The following is a 25,075-nucleotide window of genomic DNA, read 5'->3' as shown; positions in this document are numbered from 1 at the left end:
TCTCCTCAGTTCATCTGCAGATGAAGGATCACCGCGTTCTGTATCAGTACATTCGCGCCGGTGTTCTGGATTACGACCGGCAGCCCGTTCATGTTGGCGAACGAGCCCGTACTGATGGTGTTGTCGCCTGTATTGACACGGCTGGCCGAGTTGTTGGCCGTGGTGCCATTCAGGGTCATGTCGTTGTTGACCTGCTCGCTTCCTCCGCGATACCTGGCGAGCGTTGCAGAGTCGACCGGCACGGCCGAGAAGGCCACGCGATCGCTCCCGGCCGATGCCTCGCTGGTCGCCGGAGCTCCCTCCGCCCCGGCGACAGCCGGCAACAGCATCCCCAGGGCCGTGCATGCGGACCCGATGAGGGTGATGAATTTCATGGCGTCTCCCTTCAGCCTCATGTCAGGGCGAGCCGACGGTCGCCGTGCGGCCTGAACGGATCAGGCTGCACGACGTTCGCCGGTCTTCGCGATCGATCAGCGACCCACGGACAGGTTGGCCTGGACGTTCACGCTCTGCTGAACCATCGCGGCGATACCGCTGTTCTGGTTCGCGACCATGATGCCCGCGGCGGTCTGGCCGACGCTCGTCATCGTGTTGGACATGTTGAACGTGCCGGCGTTGACCGTGACCGTGCCGCCTGCGCCGCCAGTGCCGCCGTTGCCGACGCCACCCGTTCCGCCGTTGCCCGTGTTGGTTCCGCCCGCGCCGCCCGCGCCGCCAGTGCCGCTACCGCCTGCGCCGCCGGCGCCCGCGGTGTTGTTGCCGTTGCTGGCGCTGCCATTGGTGGCGCTGCCGTTCGTGCTCGAACCGCCCGCGCCGCCCGTGCCCGCGCCGCCGGTCTGCGTGCCCGTCGCCGTGCTGGTGGCCGCGCCGCCGCCGCCGCCCGAACCGCCCGCGCCGCCGGCACCCGTGGCGCCGCTCGCGCCGCCTGCGCCTGCCGTGCTGGTCGATGTGCCGGTTCCGCCCGCACCGCTCGCGCCGCCCGCGCCTGCCGTGCCGCTGGCACCGCCTGCGCCGCCTGCACCGCCGGCTGCGCCAGCGCCGCCTGCGCCACCCGCTGCGCCGGCCAGGCCGCCGTCACCGCCTGCGCCGCCGCCACCGCCATAGCCGCCCGAGCCTGCCGAGGTATTGCCGGAGCTTCCGCCACCGCCGCCACCGCCGCTTCTGCCGCCGAGCGCAGCGGACAGGCTACCGGTGCTTCCGCCACGGCCGCTGTCGCCGCTCGAACCGCCGCGTCCGCCATCGCCACCGCTCGACGAGGCGCGTCCGCTGCTGGTCAGGCCTGCGGCGATACCGCCGAGGCCGTTGCCGCCGTCACCCGCTTCGGAACCACCATTCGTGGCGCTGCCATGCGTGATGGCGCCGTTGGATGCGCTGCCACCCACCGCACCGACCGCACCGGTGCCCGTGGCGCCGTTGCCGCCCGTGCCGGAGGCCGTGCCGCCCCTGCCGGTGCCACCGCGGCCACCGTAGCCTGCGCCACCTGCGGCAGAGCCGTTGTTGGTCGCGTAATTTCCGATGTTCGACACCGTATTGCCGGAGACATAGCCATCCAGCTTGCTGACGGCCGTGGCCTTCGCCGTGTTGAATGCGTTGGTGAAGGTGCCGGTGGATCCGTTGTTGATTGCAGCGGAACGCGCCGCACTGGCTTCTGCATCGCCCGATTCCCTGTTGGTACTCGTGCTGTTGCTCGTGCTGTTGCGCGTGCTGGTGTCCGTGCGCGTACTGGTACTCGTGCTTGTCTCGGTGTTGGTGTTGCTGCCGGTCACCGTACGCTGACGTGCAGCCTGGTCCGTGTCATTCGCGAACACCGAACCGCTGAACCCGAAGGCAAGCGCAATGGCCGAAGCCAGAAGTGTCTTTTTCATGAACCCTCCAAAAAGTTGAACAAGCTTGGTAGTGACGTGCGTCGCCGCAAATCAGGGGCGCCAGTGCAACTTCGGTGCCACCAACTTACCGCTTGTTTCCTGCATGGCCTTCTCCATTGGGCAGGCGTTCCACATGACAGTTGCGTGAACGCGTGGCTTCGTTTTTTTCGAGGCGCGGGAGAGGTAAACCAGGCTCGCAGTGTCACAGTTGCTTGACGCCGGACCCGGCCTGCAACCCTCGACTCAGAGGGGACGCGAGCAGCGTCTTGACACCCTGCGACGGCGCCTGGGATGCGCGGCTTGTCACAGCCGAGTGACAGTCGATCCGGTCGGAAGTAAGGCGTTGCACGTAGACCGAACGGCATAGCGTTGAGGCCCGGCCTTGCCTCGTATGGCGCGCCTGCGTCGACAGGTGTCGGAACCAAAGTGCCACAGCCTTGAGACACCTGTCAGATGTGGACTATCGACTTACCTTTAATTGCAACTTCTGGCTTGGCACTGTTACAGGAATGAGATTAGTCTGACGCCGAAACCTCGCACGCAGAATCATAAAGAGGGGGCAAAGATGGAGACCTTTCGTCCGCACAGGGCGCTCGTGCTGCTTGCCTGTTCATCCATGGCATGGTCAGGCGCCGTTGCGCAAACGCAGGGCCAGGGCACGGCGGCGCGGAACACCGCCAAGCGCATCGAGGCCCTTCAGCAGCAGGTGACCGATCAGGGGAAGGAGATCGAGGCACTCCGCAAGATGGCCAGCGAGCAGGACGCGCGCTTTCGCGAACTGCAGGAGCGCCTGGTGAGCCAGGAAGCGCGAGAACTGCCGGCACCCGGCAGCAAGCCGCAACCCGTCATGCCCGGCATGCCCGGCAAGATCCCGACCGAGACCGCCGAGGCTGGCGATGCGACGACACCGGTGCGCGTGGGCGTAGCACCTGTCGCCGAGACCCAGTCGCCGCCGGTGGCGCAGATCTTCAGCGAGCCCGGGATCCTCACGCCGCAGGGCAAGTTCGTCCTGGAGCCTTCGATCCAGTACGGCTATTCGTCCAGCAACCGGGTCGCGCTGGTGGGCTACACGGTGATCCCCGCCATCCTGATCGGACTCGTCGACGTTCGCGAATTCAAGAACAACACCTTCATCAGCGCACTGACGGGCCGGTGGGGCGCGACCAATCGACTGGAGGTCGAACTGAAGGTGCCTTACGTCAACCGTTCGGACTCGACCATCAGCCGCGAGATCTTCACCGGCAGCGCCTTCGACAATGTCTTCGATACGCACGGCAAGGGCATCGGCGACGTGGAGGTCGCGCTGCGCTACCAGCTTGCCGACGGCCGGGACAACAACAAGCCCTACGTGGTCGGCGCGCTGCGCTTCAAGGCGCGCAACGGCAAGGATCCCTTCGAGGTCACGACCGACTGCGTGACGCGCTGCATCGGCAATGCCACCGGCACGGGTCTGCCACTCGAACTCCCGGTGGGTTCGGGCTTCTATTCGATCCAGCCCAGCCTGACCTTCCTGTTGCCGTCCGATCCCGCGGTGTTCTTCGGTGGCCTGAGCTACACCTACTCCGTGGCTCGCAACGACGTCAGCCGCACGGTGGTGGGCGGCCAGACGGAGTTCCTCGGTGACATCAAGGCAGGCGACGTCTTCGGCATGAATCTCGGCATGGGCCTGTCCATCAACGAGCGCTCGTCCTTCAGTCTCGGCATGGAGCTGTACTCCGTCGGCCGCACCAAGCAGAACGGCCAATACGTGATCGGCTCCGTCCGCACCCAACTGGCCTCGCTGCTGCTGGGTTATTCCTACCGGTACAGCGAAAAGACTCTGCTGAATGTCAGCGTCGGCGCAGGGCTGACCCGCGACACGCCCGACCTCCAACTGACAGTCAGGGTGCCGTTCACCTTCTAGTCCGGCTATGCGCGGCAACATCCTTTGCGTGACGCTGGGCGGAAACGCGGGCCAGGTCGCCGGCCCGCTGATCGCGCGCGGATGGGAGGTCGCACAGGCATCTGACCTGGTGGGCGCCGGCCGGCTCCAGGCGCACCGGAATTTCAACGTGAGCATGCTGGTCGTCGGCGCAGCGCTGACCGCCTCTGAAGCGGCGGTGGAGGCCTGCGTCGCGAGTTCGGGCGGCTCGGAGTGGGTGTGTGTCTGTGATCCGCGCGCGCTGGAGTCCCCGGATTTTCGCGAACTGATCCTGGGCTGCTTCTTCGACCACCAGACCCTGCCTTTCGACGTGCACGAACTGGAGTTGATGCTCGACCGGGCCAGCCAGCGCGCTGTGCTCCGTCATCTGCACGACGCCTCCCATCGCCATGCGGTGGACGCGCTGGGCATGGTGGGGCAGGGTCCGGCCATCACGCGATTGCGCCAGCAGATTCGCAAGGTGGCGGTCACGGAGGCGCCGGTGCTGATCGGCGGCGAAAGCGGCAGCGGCAAGGAACTGGCGGCACGGGCCATCCACCAATGCTCGAATCGCTCGGCGGGCCCCTTTGTCGCGGTCAATTGCGGCGCGATCTCTCCATCGCTGATCCAGTCCGAACTGTTCGGGCACGAGCGCGGCGCGTTCACCGGCGCGTCGTCGGAGCGACGCGGCCTGATCGAGGCGGCCAACGGCGGGACGATCTTCCTGGACGAGATCGGCGACCTGCCGGTGGAACTGCAGACCAACCTGCTGCGCTTCCTGCAGGAGAAGACGATCAGCCGAGTAGGCGCGGTGCGCAATCTCCATGTCGACGTGCGCGTGGTGGCGGCATCGCACGTGGACCTGGCCGAGGCCGTGGCAGTCGGCCAGTTCCGGGACGACCTGTTCTATCGGCTGAACGTGCTGTCGATCGACGTCGCGCCCTTGCGGCGGCGCATGGAGGACGTGCCGATCCTGGCCGAATACTTCTTCCAGCGCTGCGTGGCCAAGAGCCGCACCCGCGTGCGTGGCTTCAGCCGGCAGGCGGTCGCGGCGATGCTCGCGCATGGGTGGCCGGGCAATGTGCGCGAGCTGTTCAATCGCGTGCAGCGCGCGGTCGTCATGACCGATCGGCGGCTCATCGGACCGACCGACCTCGGTCTCGCGATGGTGGACAACCCCGTCGGCATGGGGCTCGATGCCGCGCGCACGCTGGCGGAGCGGGATGTGATCTGCCTGACGCTGACGCGGGTCGGACGGAACATCACGCACGCTGCGCGTGAACTCGGCGTGTCGCGCATGACCCTGTACCGGCTGATGGACAAGCACAGCATCGCGCTGGACTCGGAATCGCGGCCGCACCAGCCCGCACCGTGGCCGCCTGCGGACCCGCAGATCCGCCCGGTGCCTGCGAGCGTCGCCAATCCACTGGATGCGATCCTGAAGTCTGCTGGCAACGGTTTCCGCGCCGACTGGGCGGGTGCCGGCAAGCCTGCCGGTCGGGCTTAGAGCGCGCCGGCAGCAGCGATGGCGCTGCGCACCGCCCCTTCCAGTGTGCCGGGATAGTCGCCCTCGACATAGTCGCCGCAGGCGAGGAGGTTCGCCGCGATCCGCATCGGCGGCCGGACCAGGCCAGGGATGCAGGCGAAGGTGGCACGCCGCTCGACCACCGTCAGCACCGGCTGCAGATCGATCAGGCCAAGTTGCTCGCGGGCCTGCACCAGCACTTGCTGCTGCAGCGTTTCGCGCTCGCCGTTGCTGGCGCTGATCACGAAGGCCAGCAGGCCCCTCGGGCCGCCGAGCTGCCCGCGGTCGAAGGCGAACTGCGCGGGCGCGTCGGGCTCGCTGCGCAATGCGACGAACGGCGCCTGCAGCGCGACGTTGCCATGAAGATAGATCGTGGCGATGGCCTCGTGCGGCAGCGCGTCGGCGATGGCGGACCATGGCGATGCGAGGTCGGCGGTGAGCCGGGCGGCTTCCCAGGGCGAGCAGGCAAGCACCACGCGATCGAAAGGCTCGTCATCGACGCGCCAGCCCTCGGCATCGTGTGAGAGGGCCCGGACGCGTTGGCCGAGCACCGTCCGCGCGCCTTGTTGTCGCAGCCAGCGGTCGGCGGCGTCGGGGAACAACGCGCCGAGGTCGGTGCGCGGCAGGAGCAGTTGCGATCCGCCCGGCGTGTAGAACAAGGCTTCGGCCAGGACGCGCAGGAACACCTTGCCGCTGGCCTGCTCGGCGGGCGTGTTGAGCGCCGAGACGCACAGTGGGTCGGTCAGCTCCGTGCGCACGCGGGGCGTGAGGGTGGCGCACAGGCTGGCCACGGTCTGATCATCCGGGCACACGAAGCCTTGCCGTTGCCATTGCGTCGACGTCTTCAGCAGGGAGAGCTTGTCCTGCCACGACCATCCGCGCGCAGTCAGCACGCCGGCGACGACGTCGAGCGGCGCGAGGCGCCGGGTCGCGCGATCGAGCCATGGCGGGATGTGCGGCAGCGACAAGCCGCCGCCGTCGGGGAAGCGCAGGATGAGCGGCACCCGTTGCAGCGCTTCGTCGACATTCACACCGACGCGCGCCATCAGTTCGAGCGAGCGCGTATAGGCGCCGATCAGGATGTGCTGGCCGTTGTCCAGCGTCACGTCCTGCCCGTCGGGCAAGGTGGCGGCGAGCGCGCGCGCGCGGCCACCCCAGTTCCGGGCGGCCTCGAAAACAGTGACCGCGTGGCTTCTCTGAGTGGCCTCGACCGCGCAAGCCATCCCAGCCCACCCGCCGCCGATGATTGCGACGCTGCTCAAGTCACAGCTTCCCTAGCGCTTGTACTTTCCAGGCCAGCCAGAGCTTGCGGACCGGGGTCAGGCTCACGCGCTGGTTCAGCACCTGGAAGTCGTCGCGTTCGATTTCGGTGAGCAGCGTGCGGTAGATGCTCGCCATCATCAGGCCGGGCTTCTGCATGCGGCGGTCGGCGGGCGGAAGCAGGGCGAGGGCTTCGTCGTAGGCCTGGTGCGCGCGCACCGCCTGGAACTTCATCAACGCAACGAAGCGCTCCGAGTGCAGGCGGTTCAGGATCTCGTGCGCCTTGACGTCGAACTGTTGCAACTCGTTGACGGGAAGGTAGATGCGTCCGCGCAGCGCGTCCTCGCCGACGTCGCGGATGATGTTGGTCAGTTGAAGCGCCAGGCCCAGCTTGTGCGCGTACTCGGTGGTCTGCGGATCGCTCTGCCCGAAGATGCGCGCCGCGCCTTCGCCCACCACGCCGGCCACCAGGTGGCAGTAGCGCCGCAGGGCGGCGAAGTCGAGGTAGCGCGTCTGGTCGAGGTCCATCTGGCAGCCTTCGATCACTTCGTGCAGCTGTCGCTGCTCGATGCCGTAGGTCGCGGCGTGCGGCATCAGCGCCTGCATCACCGGATGGTGTGGCTGCCCCGCGTAGGACTGCGCGACCTCGGTTCGCCACCAGGCCAGCTTGGTCGCCGCGACGCCGGGGTCGGTCACCTCGTCGACCACGTCGTCGATCTCGCGGCAGAAGGCATAGAAGGCTGTGATCGCGGCGCGGCGCGGCTTGGGAAGGAACAGGAATGCGTAATAGAAACTGCTGCCCGATGCAGCGGCCTTGTCCTGGACGTACTGCTCGGGGGTCATCGTGCGGGCCTCTTCATGCGGGCGATTGTCTCCGCATACGGAAGGCCCGCCATGCGAGCAGCGGCGCATCGGCCTTGCCGATGGCCGGACGGGCCGAGAACGTGTCGCAGCCCATCGCCTCGATCTTGTCGAGGATGCGGCTGCCGCCCTGGATCACGAAGCGCAGCTCCCACCCGGCGCGGCCCGGCAGGCGATGCACGAGCGGGGCGCCTTCATGCATCAGGGTGCGCGCCCACGCGACCTCGCTGGCGACGAGTGAGATGGCTTGCGAGGGTGGGGCTGCTGGCCCGAGCGGCCTGAAGGCGCCGAAGGCTCCGGCGTCCAGCCCGTGCGCCCGGGCGTCCTCGCGTGGCAGGTAGAAGCGGCCGCGCGGAAGATCGACGCTCAGGTCCTGCCAGAAGTTGATGAGTTGCAAGGCGCTGCAGATGGCGTCGCTCTGCTCGAGCGAAGGCGCATCGTCGACGCCATACAGATGCAGGAGCAAGCGGCCGACGGGATTGGCCGAGCGGCTGCAGTAGTCCAGCAGTTCCGCGCGGTCGGCATAGCCCGCGCCGTCGCGTGTCTTCTCGATGTCCTGCATGAAGGCGGAGAGGAGATCGGCCAGCAGGTTCTCGGGTAGCGCGAAGCCGCGCATGGCGTGCGCGAGCGGGCCGAAGACTTCGGGCCAGCGGTCGGAGGGTGCCGCGCCCCGCGCGGCGGCGGCGAGGTCCGCGCGAAAGGCGCGCAGGTCATCGAGCCGTCGGGCCGGGCTGGCCTCGCCTTCGTCGGCGATGTCGTCGGCCGTGCGCGCAAAGGCGTAAATCGCGGCGATGGGCGGCCGCAGCCGCGGCGGGCACAGCCAGGAGGCGACGGGGAAGTTCTCGTAGTGCGTCGGCGTTGCGGCGAGCACGGGGTGGGGGGTGGATGGCACGCGGCGGATTGTGCTTCACGGCTACGATCGGCTCTTCCCCACGGACCCGCCATGACCGCAACGACGCAAAAACTAGCCCCCGCCGACGCTGCGCCTCATCCGCGTGCCGGCCCGGCCGTGATGATCGCGGCGCTCGGCGTGGTCTTCGGCGACATTGGCACGTCGCCGCTCTATGCCTTCAAGGAAACGCTGAATCCGGAACACGGGGTGGTTTTCTCGCCCGAAGTGGTGCTGGGCCTGCTCTCGCTGATTTTCTGGGGGCTGATGTTCGTCGTGACGCTCAAGTACGTGGTCTTCGTGTTGCGCGCGGACCACGACGGCGAAGGCGGCATCCTGGCGCTGCAGGCGCTGGCCCGGAATTCGGTGGCCGGGCCGTCGACGCGGCCCTGGGTCTGGGAACTGATCGGCGCGTTGGGGCTGGTGGGCGCGGCGATGTTCTACGGCGACAGCCTCATCACGCCGGCGATCTCCGTGCTGTCGGCGGTCGAAGGCCTGGAGGTCGAGGCGCCGGGTTTGAGCCATTTCGTGGTCCCCATCACGCTCGTGATCCTGGTCGGCCTGTTCGCGGTGCAGCGCAAGGGCACCGGCGTCGTGGGCAAGGTGTTCGGGCCGGTCATGCTGCTGTGGTTCTTCGCGATCGCGGTGGGCGGCCTGGTGCAGGTCCTGAAGCATCCGGAAGTGCTTGCGGCGCTGGATCCGCGCCATGCGGTCGGCTTCCTGCTCACGCACCGTGCGCAATCGCTCGGCGTGCTGGGCGCGGTTTTCCTGGCGTTCACGGGTGGGGAGGCGCTTTACGCCGACATGGGGCATTTCGGCGCACGGCCGATTCGGCTGGCGTGGATCTTCATCGCCTTGCCAGGGCTCGTGCTCAACTATTTCGGCCAGGGGGCGCTGGTGCTGGCGAATCCGGCGGCCATCGACAACCCGTTCTTCCGCCTCTTCCCGTCATGGGCCGTGCTGGCCATGGTGATTCTCGCGGCCATGGCGACGGTCATTGCATCGCAGGCCGTCATCTCCGGCGCCTTCTCGCTGACGGCGCAGGCGATGCGGATGGGCTACCTGCCGCGGATGCGCGTGATACAGACCTCCGGCGAGGCCATCGGCCAGATCTACGTGCCGGGCGTCAACTGGATGCTGATGGTGGGCGTGCTGCTGCTGGTGATGGGCTTCCGCAGTTCGAGTGCGCTGTCGGCTGCCTACGGGATCGCGGTGTCGATCACGATGGTGACCACGACGCTGCTGGCCGGGATCGTGGCTTTCAAGCTCTGGCGCTGGAGTCGCGTGGCCGTCGTGGTGGGCGTCGTGCTTTTCGCCGTGGTCGACGTCACTTTCGTGGTCGCCAACACCCTGAAGATCGCCGAGGGCGGCTGGCTCACGCTGGCGGTGGCCGTGGTGGTGATGGTGCTCTTCACGACCTGGGCCAAGGGAAGGCGCCTCGGACTGGAGGCCGCGGCGGCGGAAAGCCTTCCGCTGGTGCCCTTCGTCCGATCGCTCGAGGCGCACATGCCGCACAGGGTCAAGGGCACGGCCGTGTTCCTGAATGCCGATGCGGAGTCGGTGCCGCATGCGCTGCTGCACAACCTCAAGCACAACCAGGTGCTGCACGAGCAGGTGATCGTGCTCAAGGTGCAGTCGCGCGACACGCCCCGTGTGGACGCGCGGCTTCGGATCGAAGCCGAGTCGCTCGGGCACGGCGTGTGGGTCGTCATCGCGCGCCACGGCTACATGGAGCGGCCGGATGTGCCCGAGTTCATCCGGATCCTGGCCTACCAGAAGGGGCTCGCCTGCGAATCGATGTCCACGTCCTACTTCGTCTCGCGCGCCTCGGTCGGCGACGAAGCGCTGCCGGGCATGAATCCGCTTCGGCGGGCGCTGTTCGGCTGGCTCCAGCGCAACGCCGGGCGGGCCTCGGACTACTTCGAGTTGCCCGGCAATCGTCTGGTGGAGATGGGCCAACGAAACTAGTGTTTTCGTTGACAGGGATTCGCGTTTACCCTAGATTACTAACCGGCTGGTCATTAATGACCCCGTCCGAATCTTCAAGGGTGCTTCATGACCGCGTCGTCCCTCTCATCGTTCCCTGGCCGCGTTGGGCTGCTCGTCGTCCTTGCCTTGGCCGGACTCACCGGTTGTTCCCGTCCTCCCGCCGCCGAAGAGCCGTTGCGTGCCGTCAAGGTGGTCATGGTGGGGACCAGCGCCTATGACACCGAGCCGGAGTATTCGGGCGAGGTCCGGGCCCGCGTGGAGTCGCGACTCGGGTTTCGGGTCGCCGGCAAGATCACCCGTCGCCAGGCCGAACTCGGCCAGCACGTGCAGGCCGGCCAGGTGCTGGCGCAGCTCGATGCGCAAGACTACAAGCTGGCGGCCGAAGGCGCCCGCGCGCAACACGCCGCGGCGCTGACCAATCGCGATCTGGCGGCGGCGGACCTCAAGCGCTATCGCGAACTGCGCGCGCAGAACTTCATCAGCGGCGCCGACCTGGAACGCCGCGAGACGACCTACAAGGCGGCCCAGGCCCAGCTCGAACAGGCCCAGGCGCAGCTCTCGTCACAGGGAAACCAGGCCAACTACACGACGCTCGTGGCCGATGTGCCGGGCGTCATCACCGCGATCGAGGCCGAGGCGGGCCAGGTGGTCGCCGCCGGAACGCCGGTCGTGCGCATTGCCCAGGACGGCGCGCGCGACGTCGTGTTCGCCGTGCCCGAGGACCGGGCCGCACTGGTCAAGCCGGGCTCCGCCGTCGCGGTGCGCGGCTGGGCCAGCGGCACGGACCTCGACGGCAAGGTGCGCGAGGTCGCGGCCAGCGCGGACGCGGTCACGCGGACCTATACCGTCAAGGTGACGATCGATGCCGCCACGGCGCCGGCGCTGGGGGCCACGGTCTACGCGCGTCCGAAGGCGCTGTCGCGCAACGGCGCGCTGGTGTTGAAGCTGCCGACCAGCGCGTTGCGCCAGGAAGGCCAGGGCACGGCCGTGTGGGTGCTCGACAAGGACACGATGACGGTCCGCTCGCAGGCCGTACAGGTCGCCACCGCCGACGGCAACGACGCGGTCATCGGCAGCGGCGTCTCCCCGGGCATGCTGGTCGTCGCCGCGGGCGTCCACGTGCTGTCGCCGGGCCAGAAGGTGTCGATCTACCAGGAGAAAGGGAAGGGCGCCGCGCCCGGCAGTCCCGCGCAGGCGACGACGCCGGCGCAGCCACCTGTCGCTCCCGTTGCCCAGCGCTGAGGACGCCCGACATGACGTCCCAGACCGACGCGTCCGGAAAGGCCGGATTCAATCTCTCGAAATGGGCGCTGGAGCACACGGCGCTGACCCGCTACCTGATGCTGGTGCTGATGTTGCTGGGCTTCGCGTCCTACTTCCAGCTCGGGCAGGACGAGGACCCGCCGTTCACCTTCCGCGCGATGGTGGTCCGGACCTACTGGCCGGGCGCCACGGCGCAGCAGGTGGCCGAGCAGGTAACCGACAAGCTCGAGCGCACGCTCCAGGAAGCGCCCTACGCCGACAAGATCCGCAGCTATTCCAAGCCGGGCGAGTCGCAGATCATCTTCCAGATCAAGGACTCGTCGAAGGCCGGCGAAGTCGCGAACGTCTGGTACACGGTGCGCAAGAAGATCGCCGACATGCGCGGCACGCTGCCCGCCGGCATCCAGGGGCCCTTCTTCAACGACGACTTCGGCGACGTCTACGGCGTGATCTACGCGCTGGAGAGCGACGGCTTCACCTATGCCGAGCTCAAGACCTTTGCCGACGATGTGCGCCAGCGCCTGCTGCGAGTGCAGGACGTGGCCAAGGTCGAGCAGTTCGGCGTGCAGGACGAGAAGGTCTTCATCGAGGTCTCGCAGAAGCGGCTTGCGCAGCTCGGGCTCGACTTCAACACGGTGCTGTCGCAGCTCGGATCGCAGAACGCGATCGAGAGCGCCGGAACGATCCAGTCGCCGCAGGACGTGGTGCAGGTGCGCGTCGCGGGCCAGTTCACGAGCGTGGAGCAGCTTCGCGCGATGCCGATCCGGGGCAGCTCCGGCAACCACATGCGCCTGGGCGACATCGCAGAGATTCGTCGTGCCTATGTCGATCCGCCGGCGGTCAAGGTGCATCACCAGGGCAAGGAAGTCATCGCGCTTGGTGTGTCGATGGCCAAGGGCGGCGACATCATCGCGCTGGGCAAGTCGCTGCAGAAGGCCACCGCGGAGATCGACAAGCAACTGCCGCTCGGCGTCAAGCTCGTGCAGGTGCAGGACCAGCCGGTCGCGGTGTCGAAATCGGTCAATGAATTCATCCACGTCCTGATCGAGGCGGTGGCGATCGTGCTCGCGGTCAGCTTCGTCGCGCTGGGGCTGCACAAGGGCGGGCGCTTCGGCTGGTACATCGACATTCGCCCGGGGCTTGTGGTGGCGATCACCATTCCGCTGGTGCTGGCCGTGACATTCCTGGCCATGAACTACTTCGGCATCGGCCTGCACAAGATATCGCTGGGCTCGCTGATCATCGCGCTCGGGCTGCTGGTCGACGACGCCATCATCGCCGTGGAGATGATGGTGCGGAAGATGGAGGAGGGCTACGACAAGGTTCGCGCCGCGACCTTCGCCTACGACGTCACCGCCAAGCCGATGCTCACCGGCACGCTGATCACGGCGGCGGGTTTCCTGCCGATCGGCATCGCGAAGTCGGTCACAGGGGAATACACCTTCGCGATCTTCGCGGTCACGGTGATCGCGTTGGTGCTGAGCTGGTTCGTGTCGGTGTACTTCGTGCCCTACCTCGGCACCCTGCTGCTCAAGGTGAAGCCGCACGATCCGGATGCGCCGCCGCACGAGCTGTTCGACACGCCGTTCTACAACGCCTTCCGGCGCACGGTGAACTGGTGCGTCGAGCACCGGTGGATGACGATCGGCGCCACGGTGCTGGTCTTTGCGCTGGGCATCGTCGGCATGGGGAAGGTGCAGCAGCAGTTCTTCCCGGACTCGAGCCGGCCGGAGATCCTCGTCGAACTGTGGTTTCCGGAAGGCACCTCCTTCGCTGCGAACGAAGAAGTGGCCCAGCGGGCCGAGGAACTCCTGCGGCACGAGGCGGGCGTCGAGACCGTGACGACCTGGATCGGCTCGGGCGTGCCCCGCTTCTACCTGCCGCTCGACCAGGTGTTTCCGCAGACCAACGTGTCGCAGATGATCGTGCTGGCCAAGGACCTGAAGTACCGCGAGTCGCTGCGCATCAAGCTGCCGGCCCTGCTGGCGCAGGAATTCCCCGAGGCGCGCGGGCGCGTCAAGTTGCTGCCCAACGGGCCGCCCGTGCCGTACCCGGTGCAGTTCCGCGTGATCGGCACCGATCCCGCAAAGCTTCGCGCGCATGCCGACGAGGTCAAGGCGCTGATGCGAGAGAACACCAACATGCGCGGCGTCAACGACAACTGGAACGAATCGGTCAAGGTGATCCGGCTGGAAGTCGACCAGGACAAGGCGCGCGCCCTCGGCGTCACGAGCCAGGCGATCGCGCAGGCCTCGCGGACCATGTTCAGCGGCACGACTGTCGGCCAGTTCCGCGAGAACGACCTGCTCATCGACGTCACGCTGCGCCAGTCCCCGGACGAGCGCGAGTCGATCTCGGACATCGGCAATGCCTACCTGCCCACGACTTCCGGTCGATCGATTCCGCTGACGCAGATCGCCAAGCCGGTCTTCACCTGGGAGCCGGGCGTCATGTGGCGCGAGAACCGCGACTATGCGATCACGGTGCAGGGCGACATCGTCGAGGGCCTGCAGGGCGCGACGGTGACCAACCAGTTGCTGCCGAAGCTGCGCGAGCTCGAGGCGAAGTGGCATGCGGCCGGTGATGGCGCCTACCGCATCGAGGTGGCCGGCGCGGTGGAAGAGAGCAGCAAGGGGTCGGCCTCCATCGTGGCGGGCGTGCCGATCATGCTGTTCCTGGTGTTCACGCTGCTGATGCTGCAACTGCACAGCTTCAGCCGGTCGCTGCTTGTCTTTATCACGGGCCCGCTGGGCATCGTCGGCGTAGCGGGCGCGCTGCTGGCGCTCAACCGTCCGTTCGGATTCGTGGCGCTGCTGGGCGTGATCGCGCTGATGGGGATGATCCAGCGGAACGCGGTGATCCTGATCGACCAGATCGAGACCGACCGCGCCGCGGGCGTGGCGGCATGGGACGCGATCGTCGAATCGGCGGTGCGGCGGTTGAGGCCGATCGTGCTGACGGCGGCGGCGGCGGTGCTGGCGATGATTCCGCTGTCGCGGAGCGTCTTCTGGGGCCCGATGGCGGTGGCGATCATGGGCGGCCTCATCGTGGCGACCGTGCTGACATTGCTTGCGCTGCCGGCCATGTATGCCGCCTGGTTCCGCGTGAAGCGGGACGAGAGAAACCCCGCGGTGGAGGCCGAAGAGGCTCTTGTTCGCGCTTAAAATACGCGGTTGACCGATTTCAGGCGGGGGGCTTCCGGGTCGTCCGCTACCGAATGACCGAAGGCGGCCTGCGGGCCGCCTTCGGTATTCATCACCTGAAAAACTGGAACCGCGCGGGTGGCGAAATTGGTAGACGCACCAGGTTTAGGTCCTGACGCCAGCAATGGCGTGCCGGTTCGAGTCCGGCCCCGCGCACCAGCACACGACCCCTCAAAAGGAAGACACAAATGACCGTGAACGTTGAAACCCTCGAGAAGCTCGAACGCAAGATCACGCTGACCTTGCCGGTCGGCACCATCCAGTCCGAGGTCGATTCGCGCCTCAAGAAACTGGCCCGCACCGTCAAGATGGACGGCTTCCGTCCCGGCAAGGTGCCGATGAACGTCGTGGCCCAGCGCTACGGCTACTCGGTGCACTACGAAGTCATGAACGACAAGGTCGGCGAGGCCTTCTCGCATGCCGCCAACGAAGCCAAGCTGCGCGTGGCCGGACAGCCCCGCATCACCGAAAAGGAAGATTCGCCCGAAGGCGAACTCGCGTTCGACGCGGTTTTCGAGGTGTTCCCGGACGTCAAGATCAATGACCTGTCCGGCGCCGAAGTCGAGAAGCTGAGCGCCGAAGTCGGCGACGACGCGATCGACAAGACGCTCGACATCCTGCGCAAGCAGCGCCGCACCTTCGCGCAACGCGCGCAGGACGCCGTCGTGCAGGACGGTGACCGTGTCACCGTCGACTTCGAAGGCAAGATCGACGGCGAAACCTTCCAGGGCGGCAAGGCCGACGACTTCCAGTTCATCGTCGGCGAAGGCCAGATGCTCAAGGAATTCGAGGACGCCGTGCGCGGCCTGAAGTCGGGCGACAGCCGCACCTTCCCGCTGTCCTTCCCGGCTGACTACCACGGCAAGGACGTGGCCGGCAAGCAGGCGGATTTCATGGTCACCGTCAAGAAGATCGAGGCGTCGAACCTGCCGGAAGTCAACGATCAACTCGCCAAGTCGCTCGGCATCGCCGACGCCACGGTCGAGGGCCTGCGCGCCGACATCAAGCGGAACCTCGAACGCGAAGTCAAGTTCCGCCTCCTGGCCCGCAACAAGAATGCGGTGATGGACGCCCTGATCGCCAACGCCGAACTCGACCTGCCCAAGTCGAGCGTGCAGGCCGAAGTCGACCGCATGATCGAAGGCGCCCGCGCCGAACTCAAGCAGCGCGGCATCAAGGACGCGGACAAGACGCCGATTCCCGACGACGTGTTCCGCCCGCAAGCCGAGCGTCGCGTGCGCCTGGGCCTCGTGGTGGCCGAACTGGTCCGTTCGAACAACCTTCAAGCCAAGCCGGAGCAGATCAAGGCCCACATCGACGAACTCGCCGCCAGCTACGAGAAGCCGGCCGACGTGGTCCGTTGGTACTTCAGCGACAACCGCCGCCTTGCGGAAGTCGAAGCCGTCGTGATCGAGAACAACGTGACCGATTTCGTGCTCGCCAAGGCCAAGGTCAACGACAAGCCGGTGTCCTTCGACGAACTGATGGCCCAGCAGGGCTGATCAGGCGGAGCAGCCTGCAATCCCATGGGGCTTGTGCTTTGTGGCACGAGCCCCATTTCGTTTGGGTACAGTACAACCCCCTCTGGAGAGCAAACATGAGCGCACAGGACATTCAAGGCCTCGGCATGGTTCCGATGGTCATCGAGCAGTCAGGCCGTGGCGAACGGTCCTACGACATCTATTCGCGCCTTCTCAAGGAACGGGTGATCTTCCTGGTCGGCGAAGTCAACGACCAGACCGCCAACCTGGTGGTGGCGCAGCTCTTGTTCCTCGAGAGCGAAAATCCCGACAAGGACATTTCGTTCTACATCAATTCGCCGGGCGGCAGCGTGAGCGCCGGCATGGCGATTTACGACACCATGCAGTTCATCAAGCCCGACGTGTCGACGCTGTGCATCGGTTTCGCGGCCAGCATGGGCGCTTTCCTGCTGGCGGCTGGCGAAAAGGGCAAGCGCTTCTCGCTCCCGAACTCCAAGATCATGATCCACCAGGTGCTGGGCGGCGCCCGCGGCCAGGCCACGGACATCGAGATCCACGCGCGCGACATCCTCAAGACGCGCGAGCAGATGAACCGCATCCTGGCGGAGCGCACCGGCCAGTCATTCGACAAGATTGCCCGCGACACCGAACGGGATTACTTTCTGACAGCGGACGAATCGAAAGAGTACGGTTTGATCGACCAAGTGATCGCGAAGCGCAGTTAAGGCACCCCGGCGCTGAGGCGCCCGAGCAACAACGGCGTTTTCCCACACGGGAAACGCCGTTTTTGTTTCGCTATCATTGTTAAACCCCTGTTACGAGGCATTTGTCCATGGCCGAGAAAAAAGGCTCCTCCAGCGAAAAAACGCTTTACTGCTCGTTCTGCGGGAAGAGTCAGCACGAGGTCAAGAAGCTGATCGCGGGTCCGTCGGTCTTCATCTGCGACGAATGCATCGACCTGTGCAACGAAATCATCCGCGACGAACTGCCCGCAGGCGAGGAATCGCGCGAGGGGCGCAGCGACCTGCCGACGCCGCTGGAGATCAAGGCCAACCTCGACAACTACGTGATCGGGCAGGAGCCCGCCAAGCGGATGCTGTCGGTCGCGGTCTACAACCACTACAAGCGCCTGCGCCACAAGGAAAAGGCGAAGGGCGATGACGTCGAGCTCAGCAAGAGCAACATCCTGCTGATCGGCCCGACCGGTTCGGGCAAGACGCTGCTGGCGCAAACGCTGGCCCGCATGCTCGACGTGCCCTTCGTGATGGCGGACGCCACAACGCTGACCGAAGCCGGCTACGTGGGCGAGGACGTCGAGAACATCATCCAGAAGCTGCTGCAGAGCTGCAACTACGAGGTCGAGCGTGCCCAGCGCGGCATCGTCTACATCGACGAAATCGACAAGATCTCCCGCAAGTCCGACAACCCGTCGATCACCCGCGACGTGTCGGGCGAGGGCGTGCAGCAGGCGCTGCTGAAACTCATTGAAGGCACCATGGCCAGCGTGCCCCCGCAAGGCGGCCGCAAGCATCCCAACCAGGATTTCCTGCAGATCGACACGACCAACATCCTGTTCATCTGCGGCGGTGCGTTCGCGGGCCTCGAGAAGGTCATCGAAAACCGCACCGAAGCGTCGGGCATCGGCTTCGGCGCCTCGGTCAAGAGCAAGAAGCAACGCAGCCTGACCGAAGTGTTCCGCGAGGTTGAACCCGAGGATTTGATCAAGTTCGGCCTGATTCCCGAACTGGTCGGTCGGATGCCGGTCGTGGCCTCGCTTGCCGAACTCAGCGAAGACGCGCTGGTGCAGATCCTGACCGAGCCCAAGAACGCCGTGGTCAAGCAGTTCACCAAGCTACTGCAGATGGAAGGCGTGGACCTCGAAATCCGGCCGGCCGCACTGAAGGCCATTGCCCGCAAGGCGCTCGCCCGCAAGACCGGGGCGCGCGGATTGCGCTCGATCCTGGAGCAGTCGCTCATTGACACGATGTTCGAACTGCCGAACGCCACCAATGTCGACAAGGTCGTGGTCGAAGAATCCACGATCGACGAGAACAAGCCGCCCCTGCTGGTCTACCGCGAAGCCGCAAAGAAGGCCTGAATGCCTACGCAGCCGGCCGCTCCCCTCCAGGCGTCCGGCGTCTTCGACGAAGACCGTGCCCGCGCACTTGAAATGCGCGCGCGGCCGACCATCTTTCCATGATCAAGTAAAGGATTCCCATGTCCGGTCATACCCCCCTGCCTGCCACCGAACTCGACCTGCCGCTGCTGCCGCTGCGCGACGTGGTCGTGTTCCCTCACATGGTCATCCCGCTGTTCGTAGGGCGGCCCAAGAGCATCAAGGCGCTCGAACTCGCCATGGAAGCCGAACGCCGCATCATGCTGGTGGCCCAGAAAGCCGCTGCCAAGGATGAGCCCTCGGTCGAGGACATGTTCGAGGTCGGCTGCATCTCGACGATCCTCCAGATGCTGAAGCTGCCCGATGGCACCGTGAAGGTGCTGGTCGAAGGCCAGCAACGCGCACGCGTCAACCGCATCGACGATGGCGAAACGCATTTTTCCGCGAACGTGACGCCGGTCGAGGTGGCCGACGTCGCTGCGCAGAAGGGCACGGAAATCGAGGCGCTGCGCCGCGCGGTGATGCAGCAGTTCGACCAGTACGTGAAGCTCAACAAGAAGATCCCGCCCGAGATCCTCACCTCCATCTCCAGCATCGATGATCCGGGTCGGCTGGCCGACACCATCGCGGCCCATCTGCCGCTCAAGCTCGACAACAAGCAGGCCGTGCTGGACCTGGACGACATCAAGGCGCGGCTCGAGAACCTCTTTGGCCAGCTCGAGCGCGAGGTCGATATCCTCAACGTCGACAAGAAGATTCGCGGCCGTGTGAAGCGCCAGATGGAAAAGAACCAGCGCGACTTCTACCTGAACGAACAGGTCAAGGCCATCCAGAAGGAATTGGGCGAAGGCGAAGAGGGCGCGGACATCGAGGAGATCGAGAAGAAGATCAAGCTCGCCAAGATGCCCAAGGAAGCGCTCAAGAAGGCCGAGGGCGAGCTCAAGAAGCTCAAGCTGATGTCACCGATGTCGGCCGAGGCAACGGTGGTGCGCAACTACATCGACGTGCTCATCGGCCTGCCGTGGAGCAAGAAGACCAAGATCAAGCACGACCTGGCCCACGCCGAGGAAGTGCTCAACGAGGACCACTACGGCCTCGAGAAGGTCAAGGACCGCATCCTGGAATATCTCGCGGTGCAGCAACGCGTGGACAAGGTCAAGGCGCCGATCCTGTGCCTGGTCGGCCCGCCGGGCGTCGGCAAGACCTCGCTGGGGCAGTCGATCGCCAAGGCGACCGGCCGCAAGTACACGCGCATGGCGCTGGGTGGCATGCGCGACGAGGCCGAGATTCGCGGCCATCGCCGCACCTACATCGGTGCGCTGCCGGGCAAGGTGTTGCAGAGCCTCAACAAAGTGGGAACGCGCAATCCGCTGTTCCTGCTCGACGAGATCGACAAGCTTGGCACCGATTTCCGCGGCGATCCGTCGAGTGCGTTGCTCGAAGTGCTCGACCCCGAGCAGAACCACACCTTCGGGGACCACTACGTCGAGGTCGACTTCGACCTGAGCGACGTGATGTTCGTCGCGACGTCGAACTCGATGAACATCCCGCCGGCGCTGCTGGACCGGATGGAAGTCATTCGTCTTGCGGGCTACACCGAGGACGAGAAGACGCACATCGCCTTGAAGTACCTGCTGCCGAAGCAGATGAAGAACAACGGTGTGAAGGAAGAGGAACTCCTCATCACCGAAGAGGCGGTGCGCGACATCGTGCGCTACTACACCCGGGAAGCCGGCGTGCGCTCGCTCGAGCGCGAACTGTCGAAGATCTGCCGCAAGGTGGTCAAGGGGCTGCTGCTCAAGAAGATGGAGCCGCAGGTCGTCGTCAACGGCGAAAATCTCAACGACTTCCTCGGCGTGCGCAAGTACACCTTCGGTCTGGCGGAGAAGCAGAACCAGGTCGGCCAGGTGGTGGGTCTCGCATGGACGGAAGTCGGTGGCGACCTGCTCACGATCGAGGCCGTCACGATGCCCGGCAAGGGCGTGATCAGCCGCACCGGTTCGCTGGGCGATGTGATGAAGGAGTCGGTCGAAGCGGCGCGCACCGTGGTGCGCAGCCGTGCTCGCCGGCTCGGCATCAAGGACGAGACCTTCGAGAAGCGCGACATCCACATCCACGTGCCTGACGGCGCGACGCCCAAGGATGGGCCCAGCGCAGGCGCTGCGATGACGACGGCTTTCGTGTCGGCGCTCACCGGGATTCCCGTTCGTGCCGATGTCGCGATGACTGGCGAGATCACGCTGCGCGGTGAAGTCACCGCCATCGGTGGCCTGAAGGAAAAGCTGCTGGCCGCATTGCGTGGCGGCATCAAGACCGTGTTGATCCCTGAAGAGAACGCCAAGGACCTGCAGGACATTCCCGAGAACGTGAAGAACGGGCTCGAGATCGTCCCGGTCAAGTGGATCGACAAGGTGCTCGAGATCGCCCTTGAAAAGATGCCGACGCCGTTGTCCGACGAGGAGGTGGCAGCGTCCGCCGCTGCAGTGGCCGAACTGGCCAAGCAGCGTGCTGCGCAACCGGCCGAAGGATCCATCAAGCATTGAGTGCGAGAGTTGCGGGACCTCAAAAAAATGCTATATAATTCGAGGCTCGAAACGCGGGAATAGCTCAGTTGGTAGAGCGCAACCTTGCCAAGGTTGAGGTCGAGAGTTCGAGACTCTTTTCCCGCTCCAGTTTTGAAAAAGGGAAGCTCTGGCTTCCCTTTTTTTCGCGGTTTCTTACGACTTCGAAGGTCTCGAAAAAAGCGTGGCGCGATAGCAAAGCGGTTATGCAACGGATTGCAAATCCGTCTAGCCCGGTTCGACTCCGGGTCGCGCCTCCAAACATCCGGTTCATGCGCCGCGCCAGGGGTTTGTGCATTTGTCTCAGACCAATGCATCCCTCAACGCAGAACCAGGAGTTTTCAACCATGCACAACCTGCTTTTCGCAGAGCTTTGTGACGCCTACCTTCATTTGTTTGCAGGCAAGGACCCAGCGCGCAAAACACAGGTCGCCTACTGGCGCGAGTACCTCGCCGGCAAGGCCGCCAAGGACGTCACCGCAGACGACATTGAGGATGGCCTGATCGCCCTCGCCCAGAGAGGCGCGATGCAAAACTTCAAGGGCCGCGGCGCCATCGCCACTGGCAAACCCCTGTCGGGCGCCTCGATCAACCGCTACCGCTCTTCGGTCTCGGCCGTCTTCACCTGGGCGCGGCGCAACCGCAAGCTCCCGCGCACCGTCCAGCACCCGTGCAAGGATGTGGCCATCAATCCCGAGCCGCCAAAGAAATTCGAGTTCCTGCGCCCCGAGGAGATCGACAAGCTCGTGGCCGTCGCGCGTCTGGAGCTCTGGCGCAAGCTCCCGCTGTTCGTGCTGTTGGCCTACACGTCGGGCTTGCGCGTTGGCAACCTGCGCGAGCTGCGCTGGGGCCAGGTCGACCTCGAGGGCCGGCGCATCTCGATTCCCAACACCAAGAATGGCCGCCCGCACGAAGTCGCATTGACGCAGCGCGTCGTCGCCGAGCTCAAGGCGGTTGGAGGCGAAGCGGGCAGGGCGCCCGGCGTCTACGTCTTTGAGAGCCAGAACCGGCCGGGCCACCCGCACAACTGCACCAGCGCCTTTGCCGCGCTGGCGCGCAAGGCGCTGCCTGGGCGCGACGTGACCATCCACACGCTCAGGCACAGCAGCGCCTCTGCGCTCGCGGCCGCCGGCGCCAGCACGATCCAGTTGATGGTTCACTTGAACCACAGCAGCCCGCGCATGTCCGCGCGCTATTCGCACCTCGACCTGACCAGCCGCACCCAGCTCGTGGACTCGGTCTTCGGCTAAAGCTCCCCCGGCGCGCCAAAGCCCGCCAACCTCCTGCCCGCCCGGTGTCAACGCCGCGCGGGCTTTTTTGCGTGAGCGACCCCCATAGCACGGTCGCGCGCGCAGTTCAATAAAACCGCGTCGGCGCCACGACCATTGAGGCAGCAGTCAAAGTTTTTTTCTGCGAGTCCGCGCAGTGAGAACGTAGTGACCTGACGTGACTCGACGTGACTGGAGTGGACAGCAACCGTGCAACTGTCCTGGCGCCATGCGCCGCAGAAAATTTTCCCTCTTGTAGGAGCCCGTTGTGGCGCGCAACCTTTGCATTGCCGTTGGCGCGGCGCTGTCACTTGTTTCATTTTTCAAGAGGGCTTCACGGCATGAAAAAACCTCCCCTCACCGAGCGCGATCCGCGCTCACGCGAGCAGTACCTGCAGGCGCTTCGCCGTCCGTCGTGGCTCGTCGAAAGCTTCCCGAATCTGTTTCGTTCCGCGAATAGCGCGAACTGGTTCATCAACAGCCGCAAGCAGCAACTGCTCGAGGAAGGCCTCGCGGTAGAGACGCCCAACGGCCTGCTGCTGGATAGCGAGCGCATTGTGGATGCGCTGCCTGAGCTCATTCAGGCGCCTCTCGATCCAGAGGCGCGCCGCACGGGCGAGCGCGCGCCGCGTCGTACGCCCACTGGGCGGCCGGTGGGCCGCCCGCGCAAAGCCGACCAGGCAGCGAGCGCATAAAAAAATCGGCCGGTCGCTTGGGACCGGCCACAGGTTCAATTCAGAAAGGACGGCGCCCATCGTAGGCGCTGAACCTGACATCCGCAACCAAGCAGCCGGCCATGATTGGAGATCGTGTCATGGCAACTGCAGCCCTCTTCCCCTGGTGCCAGCACGCATCACGAAGTTACCGCGTTGGTGCGTATCGGCTTCGCTTCTTCGACCTGGGCCCGTGGCGCGCCTATCAGCACCTGAGTCCGCGGCTGGGCATCCGGCAGTTCGCGACCGCTTGGACGCCGCACGAGCCGACGCCCGACGAGCGGGAAGAGATGGTGCCGGCCATCAGTCGAGCCGCGCACCATGCGCTAAGTCAATTCGACCGGCAGCTGGGCCGCCCGAACTCCGAGCCGATGCTGCTGCTGGGGGACATGTAATGACAGCCCGCACCGCGATGGACGAAGGCCCGCCGCCCGCCGCGACCCTCGGCCTCGCCTGCCGCTTCATGACCGAGTTCCTCGCGGCCGACGACGCGACGCTCGATCGCACATTCGCACCGGTCGGTCTCAATGCCGCCCTGGTGCGTGATCCGGCCACGTGGGCGAACGAGATCCCGCTGATCGAGTTCGCGCCCGAGTTCCGCGACGCCGTGATCCAGGCCGGCAAGCAGATCATGCGAGCGCGCATCGCGGCGATGCCCCCGCTGCCCGAGGAGACGACGCTCAACGGTTACGCCGACACTGCTGCCGAGCGTGGCGTGGTCTTTCCCGAGCAGGGCGCCGACAGCGACGGTGCAGGTGTGCTCGACGCCTTGGACGTCGCTGCCATGCGGTTCGGCCGCGACTTGGATGCCGAGCCCGAGCCGATTCCCGTGTTGGTCGATCCGCTTATCGTTGCGGGCCGTCTCAGTGTGGTGTGTGCCGATGGTGGGGCGCACAAGACCAACCTTTTAATGGCCACTCTCATGCAGCTGGCCAGTGGCGTACCGTTCATTGGCGACATCACCACCGCAGTGCAGTTCCGCGCCGAGGGCGTCGTCTCGCTCATGCTCACCTGCGAGGATGACGAGCTGGACCTGCGGCACCGCCGCCACCGCTGGATAGCCCGTGCGCGCCAACTCAGCGGCATCGGCTGCGACCATGCCGCGCGGTTGCGCGAGTCGATCGACCTGGTGCACATGCAGTCGCTGTCGTCCAGCGTTGTAACGCTCTACCGGCAGAGCGGGCCGACCCGCGCGATGCAGTCGCTTGAGCGACTTTGCCGACGCATCGATAGCCTGCGTGTGCTGGTGCTTGACCCGGCCGGCTCGCTCTTCGATGGCGCGGTGAGCGATGGCACGGAGTTTGGCGGCTTCACCAAGGAACTTCGGGGGCTTGCATCTCGCCTGGGCATCGCCGTCGTGTTGCTGCACCACGTGAGCAAGGCGGCTGCGAACGAGGCTGCGCGAACCGGGACCTTGATGGATCACCACGGAGCGCTCGGCACGGTGATGAGCGCCAACAATGCCCGCGTGGCCGCGGTCATGCAGCGCATGACCGAGAAGATGGCGCCTAACTGGGGTGTCGATCCCAGCGAGGCGAAGCATTTCATCGGCTTGACAGTGCCCAAGGCCAACGGCCTGCAGCCCATGCACGACCCGCAGTGGTTTCGCGTGGTCGATGGCATTCCGCGCGCAGCGCACCTGCGAGCGGCAACCGTGCAATCCAAGGCGGTGGACAAGGCACAGCAGGATATGGCGAAGCGCCGTGCGACCGAAGGCACGCGCGACCGCGCGTTGCGTGAGGCGGTGCTGGCGTGGGCCCAGGACGATTACCAGGTCGACGATCCGCCGCCCTTCACTGGTTTTGTGGCGTACCTGGCGGGCAAGACCGGCGTGGCGCGGGACCCGACGCGCGACTGGGTAGATGCGCGGTTGGGCGACGGTGCGCTGTTCCAGGATGCCGATGTGCGCTCGAGCAATCGCAGCCTAGGCGCCATCCGGCCAGGCGATCTTTCAGCCCTGAACCAGGGGATGGAATGAGCGCCAAGCGTTTCCTATTGGCGGATTCGCGGATGCTATTGGCGTCGCCGCCAATCAATCCGCGAATAGGCCAATGGTTGGCGGGTCTCTATTGGCGGGCGGCCCTATATATAGATAGGGCCGCCGCCGATAGACAACCGACAGGGCACGGCGAACAGGCTGCGCGCTTCTATTGGCGAATCAGCGCACGGTTCGCTGCACCA

General features: G+C 65.7%; 18 protein-coding genes and 3 tRNA genes. 16 read left to right on the top strand and 5 right to left on the bottom strand.

Features of this window, described 5'->3' with window-relative positions:
• Nucleotides 1–5: 5 nt before the first annotated feature.
• A complete protein-coding gene (locus tag ACSFBL_RS15850; protein ID WP_435516732.1) occupies nucleotides 6–374 on the bottom strand; it encodes a hypothetical protein in 369 nt (122 codons plus the stop codon).
• Nucleotides 375–470: 96 nt separating this feature from the next.
• On the bottom strand, nucleotides 471–1,865 hold the full coding sequence (locus ACSFBL_RS15845) for a hypothetical protein (RefSeq protein ID WP_435516731.1): 1,395 nt from the start codon (nucleotides 1,863–1,865) through the stop codon (nucleotides 471–473).
• Between the two features lie 565 nt (nucleotides 1,866–2,430).
• On the opposite strand from ACSFBL_RS15845, the gene ACSFBL_RS15840 reads away from it, so the two are divergent.
• Together ACSFBL_RS15840 and ACSFBL_RS15835 are read left to right on the top strand one after the other, a co-directional pair.
• Complete coding sequence (locus ACSFBL_RS15840; protein WP_435516730.1) at nucleotides 2,431–3,768, top strand: acetate kinase; 1,338 nt, start codon at nucleotides 2,431–2,433, stop codon at nucleotides 3,766–3,768.
• Between the two features lie 7 nt (nucleotides 3,769–3,775).
• Nucleotides 3,776–5,272, top strand: a complete 1,497-nt coding sequence (locus tag ACSFBL_RS15835) for a sigma-54 interaction domain-containing protein (RefSeq protein ID WP_435516729.1) — start codon at nucleotides 3,776–3,778, stop codon at nucleotides 5,270–5,272.
• Here ACSFBL_RS15835 and hpnE read toward each other — a convergent pair.
• From hpnE to hpnC, 3 genes are read right to left on the bottom strand one after another with little or no spacing between them, the layout of a single operon-like run.
• Complete coding sequence (gene hpnE, locus ACSFBL_RS15830) at nucleotides 5,269–6,552, bottom strand: hydroxysqualene dehydroxylase HpnE (protein WP_435516728.1); 1,284 nt, start codon at nucleotides 6,550–6,552, stop codon at nucleotides 5,269–5,271. The genes ACSFBL_RS15835 and hpnE overlap by 4 nt on opposite strands.
• Before the next feature lies 1 nt (nucleotide 6,553).
• Nucleotides 6,554–7,393, bottom strand: coding sequence for a presqualene diphosphate synthase HpnD (gene hpnD / locus ACSFBL_RS15825; RefSeq protein WP_435516727.1), 840 nt, complete (start codon nucleotides 7,391–7,393; stop codon nucleotides 6,554–6,556).
• A 13-nt stretch (nucleotides 7,394–7,406) separates the two neighbouring features.
• A complete protein-coding gene (gene hpnC / locus ACSFBL_RS15820) occupies nucleotides 7,407–8,303 on the bottom strand; it encodes a squalene synthase HpnC (protein ID WP_435516726.1) in 897 nt (298 codons plus the stop codon).
• A 51-nt stretch (nucleotides 8,304–8,354) separates the two neighbouring features.
• On the opposite strand from hpnC, the gene ACSFBL_RS15815 reads away from it, so the two are divergent.
• The 14 genes from ACSFBL_RS15815 to ACSFBL_RS15750 all read left to right on the top strand — a co-directional run bounded on the left by ACSFBL_RS15815 (nucleotide 8,355) and on the right by ACSFBL_RS15750 (nucleotide 24,872).
• Entirely contained in the window at nucleotides 8,355–10,268 is a 1,914-nt protein-coding gene (locus ACSFBL_RS15815) for a potassium transporter Kup (protein ID WP_435516725.1), read from the top strand.
• Nucleotides 10,269–10,355: 87 nt separating this feature from the next.
• Complete coding sequence (locus ACSFBL_RS15810; protein ID WP_435516724.1) at nucleotides 10,356–11,531, top strand: efflux RND transporter periplasmic adaptor subunit; 1,176 nt, start codon at nucleotides 10,356–10,358, stop codon at nucleotides 11,529–11,531.
• Nucleotides 11,532–11,542: 11 nt separating this feature from the next.
• Nucleotides 11,543–14,716 carry an efflux RND transporter permease subunit gene (locus ACSFBL_RS15805; RefSeq protein WP_435516723.1) on the top strand — a complete coding sequence of 1,058 codons (3,174 nt, stop codon included), beginning with the start codon at nucleotides 11,543–11,545 and terminating at the stop codon, nucleotides 14,714–14,716.
• A 111-nt stretch (nucleotides 14,717–14,827) separates the two neighbouring features.
• Nucleotides 14,828–14,914: transfer RNA gene (locus ACSFBL_RS15800), tRNA-Leu, on the top strand.
• Nucleotides 14,915–14,943: 29 nt separating this feature from the next.
• The gene (gene tig / locus ACSFBL_RS15795) at nucleotides 14,944–16,257 is read left to right on the top strand and encodes a trigger factor (RefSeq protein ID WP_435516722.1); all 1,314 of its coding nucleotides are present in this window, start codon (nucleotides 14,944–14,946) and stop codon (nucleotides 16,255–16,257) included.
• Nucleotides 16,258–16,352: 95 nt separating this feature from the next.
• Entirely contained in the window at nucleotides 16,353–16,961 is a 609-nt protein-coding gene (gene clpP, locus ACSFBL_RS15790) for an ATP-dependent Clp endopeptidase proteolytic subunit ClpP (protein ID WP_435516721.1), read from the top strand.
• Between the two features lie 107 nt (nucleotides 16,962–17,068).
• Complete coding sequence (gene clpX / locus ACSFBL_RS15785; protein ID WP_435516720.1) at nucleotides 17,069–18,334, top strand: ATP-dependent Clp protease ATP-binding subunit ClpX; 1,266 nt, start codon at nucleotides 17,069–17,071, stop codon at nucleotides 18,332–18,334.
• 119 nt (nucleotides 18,335–18,453) lie between these two features.
• A complete protein-coding gene (gene lon, locus ACSFBL_RS15780) occupies nucleotides 18,454–20,895 on the top strand; it encodes an endopeptidase La (protein ID WP_435516719.1) in 2,442 nt (813 codons plus the stop codon).
• 53 nt (nucleotides 20,896–20,948) lie between these two features.
• Nucleotides 20,949–21,024, top strand: a tRNA-Gly gene (locus ACSFBL_RS15775).
• 75 nt (nucleotides 21,025–21,099) lie between these two features.
• Nucleotides 21,100–21,173 (top strand) — tRNA-Cys (locus ACSFBL_RS15770).
• Between the two features lie 87 nt (nucleotides 21,174–21,260).
• Complete coding sequence (locus ACSFBL_RS15765) at nucleotides 21,261–22,163, top strand: tyrosine-type recombinase/integrase (protein ID WP_435516718.1); 903 nt, start codon at nucleotides 21,261–21,263, stop codon at nucleotides 22,161–22,163.
• Nucleotides 22,164–22,522: 359 nt separating this feature from the next.
• Nucleotides 22,523–22,876 carry a hypothetical protein gene (locus ACSFBL_RS15760; RefSeq protein WP_435516717.1) on the top strand — a complete coding sequence of 118 codons (354 nt, stop codon included), beginning with the start codon at nucleotides 22,523–22,525 and terminating at the stop codon, nucleotides 22,874–22,876.
• 119 nt (nucleotides 22,877–22,995) lie between these two features.
• A complete protein-coding gene (locus ACSFBL_RS15755) occupies nucleotides 22,996–23,289 on the top strand; it encodes an HAD family hydrolase (RefSeq protein ID WP_435516716.1) in 294 nt (97 codons plus the stop codon).
• A complete protein-coding gene (locus ACSFBL_RS15750; protein WP_435516715.1) occupies nucleotides 23,289–24,872 on the top strand; it encodes an AAA family ATPase in 1,584 nt (527 codons plus the stop codon). Before ACSFBL_RS15755 ends, ACSFBL_RS15750 begins: the two co-directional genes overlap by 1 nt.
• The last annotated feature ends 203 nt before the right edge of the window (nucleotides 24,873–25,075 follow it).

This window comes from Variovorax glacialis, assembly GCF_051216375.1.
GTDB lineage: Bacteria > Pseudomonadota > Gammaproteobacteria > Burkholderiales > Burkholderiaceae_C > Variovorax.
Note: the sequence above shows the minus strand (reverse complement) of the source record. Positions and strands in the feature narration are given on the sequence as shown.